Origin of the sequence: Paracoccus sp. (in: a-proteobacteria) (genome assembly GCF_046462195.1) — a bacterium.
GTDB lineage: Bacteria > Pseudomonadota > Alphaproteobacteria > Rhodobacterales > Rhodobacteraceae > Paracoccus.
Window position 1 is genome coordinate 1 of record NZ_JBKGUN010000264.1, and the last position, 5066, is coordinate 5066.

7 protein-coding genes are annotated in these 5066 nt (G+C 68.4%); 4 read left to right on the top strand and 3 right to left on the bottom strand.

Translation table 11 applies throughout. From position 1 onward, the window contains the following. From ACLHHB_RS16005 to ACLHHB_RS16020, 4 genes are all read left to right on the top strand, one after another. On the top strand, positions 1-363 hold a 363-nt coding region (locus ACLHHB_RS16005; protein WP_410219276.1), incomplete at its 5' end, for an ABC transporter permease. After that, entirely contained in the window at positions 360-1271 is a 912-nt protein-coding gene (gene nikC, locus ACLHHB_RS16010; RefSeq protein WP_410219277.1) for a nickel transporter permease, read from the top strand. The genes ACLHHB_RS16005 and nikC, both read left to right, overlap by 4 nt. Next, entirely contained in the window at positions 1268-2155 is an 888-nt protein-coding gene (locus ACLHHB_RS16015) for an ABC transporter ATP-binding protein (protein ID WP_410219278.1), read from the top strand. The genes nikC and ACLHHB_RS16015 overlap by 4 nt, the downstream gene beginning before the upstream one ends. 14 nt (positions 2156-2169) lie before the next feature. Beyond that, complete coding sequence (locus tag ACLHHB_RS16020; RefSeq protein WP_410219282.1) at positions 2170-2937, top strand: ABC transporter ATP-binding protein; 768 nt, start codon at positions 2170-2172, stop codon at positions 2935-2937. 10 nt (positions 2938-2947) lie between these two features. Here ACLHHB_RS16020 and modC read toward each other — a convergent pair whose 3' ends face one another. The 3 genes from modC to modA all read right to left on the bottom strand — a co-directional run. Next, on the bottom strand, positions 2948-3967 hold the full coding sequence (gene modC / locus ACLHHB_RS16025; RefSeq protein WP_410219279.1) for a molybdenum ABC transporter ATP-binding protein: 1020 nt from the start codon (positions 3965-3967) through the stop codon (positions 2948-2950). Beyond that, the gene (gene modB / locus ACLHHB_RS16030) at positions 3964-4662 is read right to left on the bottom strand and encodes a molybdate ABC transporter permease subunit (protein ID WP_410219280.1); all 699 of its coding nucleotides are present in this window, start codon (positions 4660-4662) and stop codon (positions 3964-3966) included. The genes modC and modB overlap by 4 nt, the downstream gene beginning before the upstream one ends. Then, the coding region (gene modA, locus ACLHHB_RS16035; protein ID WP_410219281.1) for a molybdate ABC transporter substrate-binding protein at positions 4652-5066 on the bottom strand (415 nt) is incomplete at its 5' end. The genes modB and modA, both read right to left, overlap by 11 nt.

Below are 5066 nucleotides of genomic sequence, written 5' to 3' on the forward strand. Positions count from 1 at the left end.
CTCGCCTATATCAGCCGCATGACCCGCAGCTTCATGCTGGAACAGCTGTCGGCCGAATACATCACCACCGCCCGTGTCAAGGGCATGTCCGAGCGCGCGGTCATCTGGCGCCACGCCTTCCGCAACATCGCCATCCCGCTGGTGACGGTCATCGCGCTGTCCTTCGGCTCGCTTCTGGAAGGGTCCGTCCTGACCGAGATCATCTTCAGCTGGCCGGGCCTGGGCCAGTACATCACCCGTGCGCTGCTGTCGGGCGACATGAACGCGGTCCTGGGCGGCACGGTCGTGGTCGGCGTCTGCTTCGTGGTGCTGAACCTTTTCAGCGACATCCTTTATCGCCTGCTGGACCCGAGGTCGAAATGAGCGTGCTGCAAACCCGCCGCGACTGGCTGCTGTCGGACGCGCCCCAGACCCGCCGTCAGGCGCGGCTCGGGGCCTTGTACCAAGGCTGGCTGACCTTTCGCGCCAACAAGCTGGCGATGCTGGGACTGATCATCTTGGTCCTGCTGATCGGCATGGCGATCCTGGCCCCCTGGATCGCGCCACAGAGCCCCTTCGCCCAGAACCTGGCCATCCGCCTTCAGCCCCCTTCCACCGAACATTGGCTGGGCACGGATGCGCTCGGCCGCGATATCCTGTCGCGGCTGATCCACGGATCGCGGATCACGCTGTTCATCGTCGGCACCGTCGCGCTGATCGCGCCGGTCATCGGCCTGTTCATCGGCACGGTGGCGGGCTTTGCCGGCGGCTGGGTCGATCAGGTCCTGATGCGCATCACCGACATCTTCCTGGCCTTCCCCAAGCTGATCCTGGCGCTGGCCTTTGTCGCGGCGCTGGGGCCCAGCATCGGCAATGCCGTGCTGGCGCTGGCGCTGACCGCCTGGCCGCCCTACGCGCGCCTGGCGCGGGCCGAAACGCTGACCATCCGCAACGCCGATTTCATCGCCGCCGCGCGCCTGCAGGGGGCAGGGCGGTTGCGCCTGTTGATCGGTCACATCTGGCCGCTTTGCGTCAGTTCGCTGATCGTGCGGGTGGCGCTGGACATGGCGGGGATCATCCTGTCGGCGGCGGGACTGGGCTTTCTGGGCCTGGGGGCACAGCCGCCGATGCCGGAATGGGGGGCCATGATCTCGGACGGGCGCGCCTATATCCTCGACTTCTGGTGGGTGGCCGCGATGCCGGGGCTGGCGATCTTCACCGTCTCGATGGCCTTCAACCTGCTGGGTGACGGCCTGCGCGACGTGCTGGACCCCAAGGGAGACAAGTCATGACCCAGCCCCCCCTTCTGTCCGTCCGCGACCTATCGGTGACCTTTCCCACCCGGCAGGGCAGCTTTCAAGCTGTGCGCGGGATCAGCTTTGACCTGGGCCGCGAGCGTCTGGGCGTGGTGGGGGAATCAGGCAGCGGCAAGTCGATGACGGGCCGTGCGATCCTGGGCCTCGTGCGCCCGCCCGGCACGGTGCAGGCCAGCGCCATGACGCTGGAAGGCCGGTCGATCCTGAACCTGCCCGACCGGCAGATGCGCAAGATCCGCGGCGGGCGCATCAGCATGGTCATGCAGGACCCCAAGTTCAGTTTGAACCCCGTCATGACCGTGGGCCAGCAGATCATCGAGGCGTACCGCCTGCACGCCAACGCCCCGCGCGAACAGGCGCGGCACAAGGCGCTGGAGATGCTGCGGGCCGTCCAGATCCGCGACCCCGAGCGTGTGATGAACGCTTATCCGCACGAGGTGTCGGGCGGCATGGGCCAGCGCATCATGATCGCCATGATGCTGGCCCCCGACCCGCAGATCCTGATCGCGGACGAACCGACCAGTGCGCTGGATGTTTCGGTCCGGACCGAGGTTCTGAACATCATGGACCGGCTGGTGCGCGACCGGGGCATGGGGCTGATCTTCATCAGCCACGACCTGAACCTGGTGGCGCAGTTCTGTGACCGCGTGCTGATCATGTATGCAGGGCGCATCGTCGAGACGCTGCCCGCCCGCGATCTGCATCAGGCGCAGCACCCTTACACGCGTGGTTTGCTGAACAGCCTGCCGCGGCTGGATGCACCCGTGAACCGCCTGTCCGTGCTGGAGCGTCAGGACAGCTGGCGCGACGGCGACCTGCTGGCCCCGCGCGCCGACACCGAATTGCCCGGAGGGCTGTGATCGTGACCCATGCCATGCTGACGGCGGACACCCTCGATGTCTGGTTCGGTCATCACCCCGATCGTGTGGACGCCGTCAAGGGGGCGGCGTTTCAGGTGGCGCAGGGGGAAAGCTTCGGCCTCGTCGGTGAATCGGGATCGGGCAAATCCACGATCCTGCGCGCCATCGCCGGGCTGATCCCCAGCTGGTCGGGCCGGATCGAGGTCGATGGCCGCGCCCTTTCCACCGACCGCCGCGACCGCGCCTTTTTCAAGACCGTGCAGATGGTCTTCCAGGACCCGTATGCCAGCCTGCACCCGCGCCACTCGGTCGATGCCGTTCTGGCGGAAACGTTGCGCCTCCAGGGCATGGACCGGATCGACCAGCGCATTGTCCGGTTGCTGGACGATGTCGGGCTGGGGCGCGGCTTCCGCTTCCGTTACCCGCACCAGCTGTCGGGTGGCCAGCGCCAGCGCGTGGCCATCGCGCGGGCGCTGGCGGCGGAACCGCGCCTGCTGCTGCTGGACGAGCCGACCAGCGCGCTGGACGTCAGCGTCCAGGCCGAGATCCTGAACCTGCTGGCGGACCTGCGTGCCGAACATGGGCTGACCTATCTGATGGTCAGCCATGACCTCGCAGTGGTGGGCCACATGTGCGACCGGCTGGCCGTGATGCAGCAGGGCCGCATCGTCGAGGTCATGTCGGTCGATGCCCTGCGCCGCGGTGCGGGCACGGCGGACTACACGCGACAGCTGATGGCGGCCTCAGGGGGCTTTCGGCGAGAGGATGCCGCTGCGGTCTGATCGTGCACGGTCACATCGGCTGCGGGTCGGCCGTCAGGATGGCATAAACAGGACTGCCCGGCGGCGGGGGCGCGCTGCCCCGGGGCAGACGTGCCAGCAGATGCCCCTGCGCCACGGCCAGCCGCAACACTGTCGGATCGGCGTCCGGTCCGATCACGCGGGCCGGCAGGACGTTTTGCGCCAACAACCCTTGGGGCGGGACGGTGGCGATCATCACATTGTCGGCCCCGACCCACAGGCGCAGCGTCGGCGTGCCGGAAGCGCAGCACAGGCGCAGCGGCCCGATGCTGCTGTCCAGATGCGCAATGCCGTCACGGGCTTTGACCAGCCGGGCCTCAAGCGCGACGCCCGGCGCATCCTCGCCCAGCACGCGCTGCGCGGGGCCCATTGCGGTAACGCGGCCTGCCTCCAGCCGGATCACCGTGGTCGCAAGGCGGCGGGTTTCGGCAGCCGAATGGCTGACGTAAAGGATCGGCAACCCCCCGATGTCGCGCAAACGTTCCAGATAGGGCAGGATCTCGGCCTTGCGTGCCTCGTCCAGGGCCGCCAGCGGCTCGTCCAGCAGCAGCAGGCGTGGCCGCGACAGCAGCGCGCGACCAAGGGCCACCCGCTGCGCCTCTCCGCCCGACAGGGCGGCGGGGCGGCGGGACAGCAGCGCCTCGATGCCCAGAAGGGCGGCGATGTCGGTCAGGTCCGCGCCACCCTTGCCCCTCCCGCGGGCGAACCGCCGCCCGAACAGCAGGTTCTGGCGCACGGTCAGATGGGGAAACAGCCGCGCGTCCTGAAAGACATAGCCGACGCCGCGGCGATGCGGAGGCAGGTCGATGCCCGCCCGGTCGTCGAACAGAACCGCGCCTCCTGCCTCGATCCGGCCCTTGGCGGGGCGGAGCAGGCCGGCCACGGCATTGATCAGCGTGGTCTTGCCCGCGCCTGATGGCCCGAACAGCGCGGTCACCCCCGCGAGCGCGTCAAAATCGACATCCAGCGCAAAGGCCGCAAAACGGTGGCGCAGGCGGACCGAGAGGCTCATCCGCCCACCCGCCGCGCCGCCGCCCGGCCCAGCCATTCCGAGATCAGCAACGCCCCCATCGATACGACGATCGCGACCACGACCAGCCGTCCGGCCTGCGCCTCGCCTCCGGGGATCTGCAACTGGGTATAGATAGCCGAAGGCAGGGTTTGCGTTTGGCCGGGAATGTTCGACACGAAGGTGATGGTGGCGCCGAACTCTCCCATCGCCTTGGCGAAAGCCAAGATGGCACCGGCCAGGATGCCGGGCAGGATCAGCGGCAGGGTGACCGTCAGGAACACCAGCGGCCGCGAGGCGCCCAAGGTATGGGCCGCCTGCTCCAGCCGGGGGTCGACGGCCTCGATCGACAGGCGGATGGCGCGAACCATCAGCGGAAAGGCCATGATCGCCGCCGCCAGCGCCGCCCCGGTCCAGCGGAAGGCGAAGACGAGGCCGAACCACTGGTCCAGCCATTGCCCGACCGCGCCCCTGCGCCCGAACACCAGCAGCAGAAGATAGCCCGTCACGACCGGCGGCAGGATCAGGGGCAGGTGCACCAGCATGTTCAGCACCTGCCGCCCCGGAAAGCGCCATCGTGCCAGCGCATGGGCGGTCAGGATGCCCAATGGCAGGCTGCACAGCACCGCCCAGAACGACACCCTGAGGCTGAGCCGGACCGCCTGCCACTCCGTGGGCGACAGCCAGTCACCGGGCAAGGAGGAACCCTTCGGCCTCGAAGACCGTTTGGGCCGCTTGCGCCTTCAGGGTTTCCAGAAACGCGCGATCGGCCTCATCCGCGGCATTGGTCAGCAGGGCCACCGGATAGACGATGGGCGGGTGGCTGTCGTCGGGAAAGGTTCCCAGCACATGCACCGACGGATCGGCGGCGGCATCGGTGGCATAGACGATGCCCAACGGAGCCTCGCCCGAAGACACCAGCGCCAGCGCCGCCCGGACATTGTCGGCCTGTGCCACCCGGTCGGCGACCGCGTCCCACAGGCCCAGGTTGGTCAGCGCCGCCTTGCCGTATTGTCCGGCCGGCACGGAATCGACAAGGCCCATGGCCAGACGCCCGTCACCCAGCAGACCCTCCAGATCCAGCGCGGGGCTGATCTCCTGT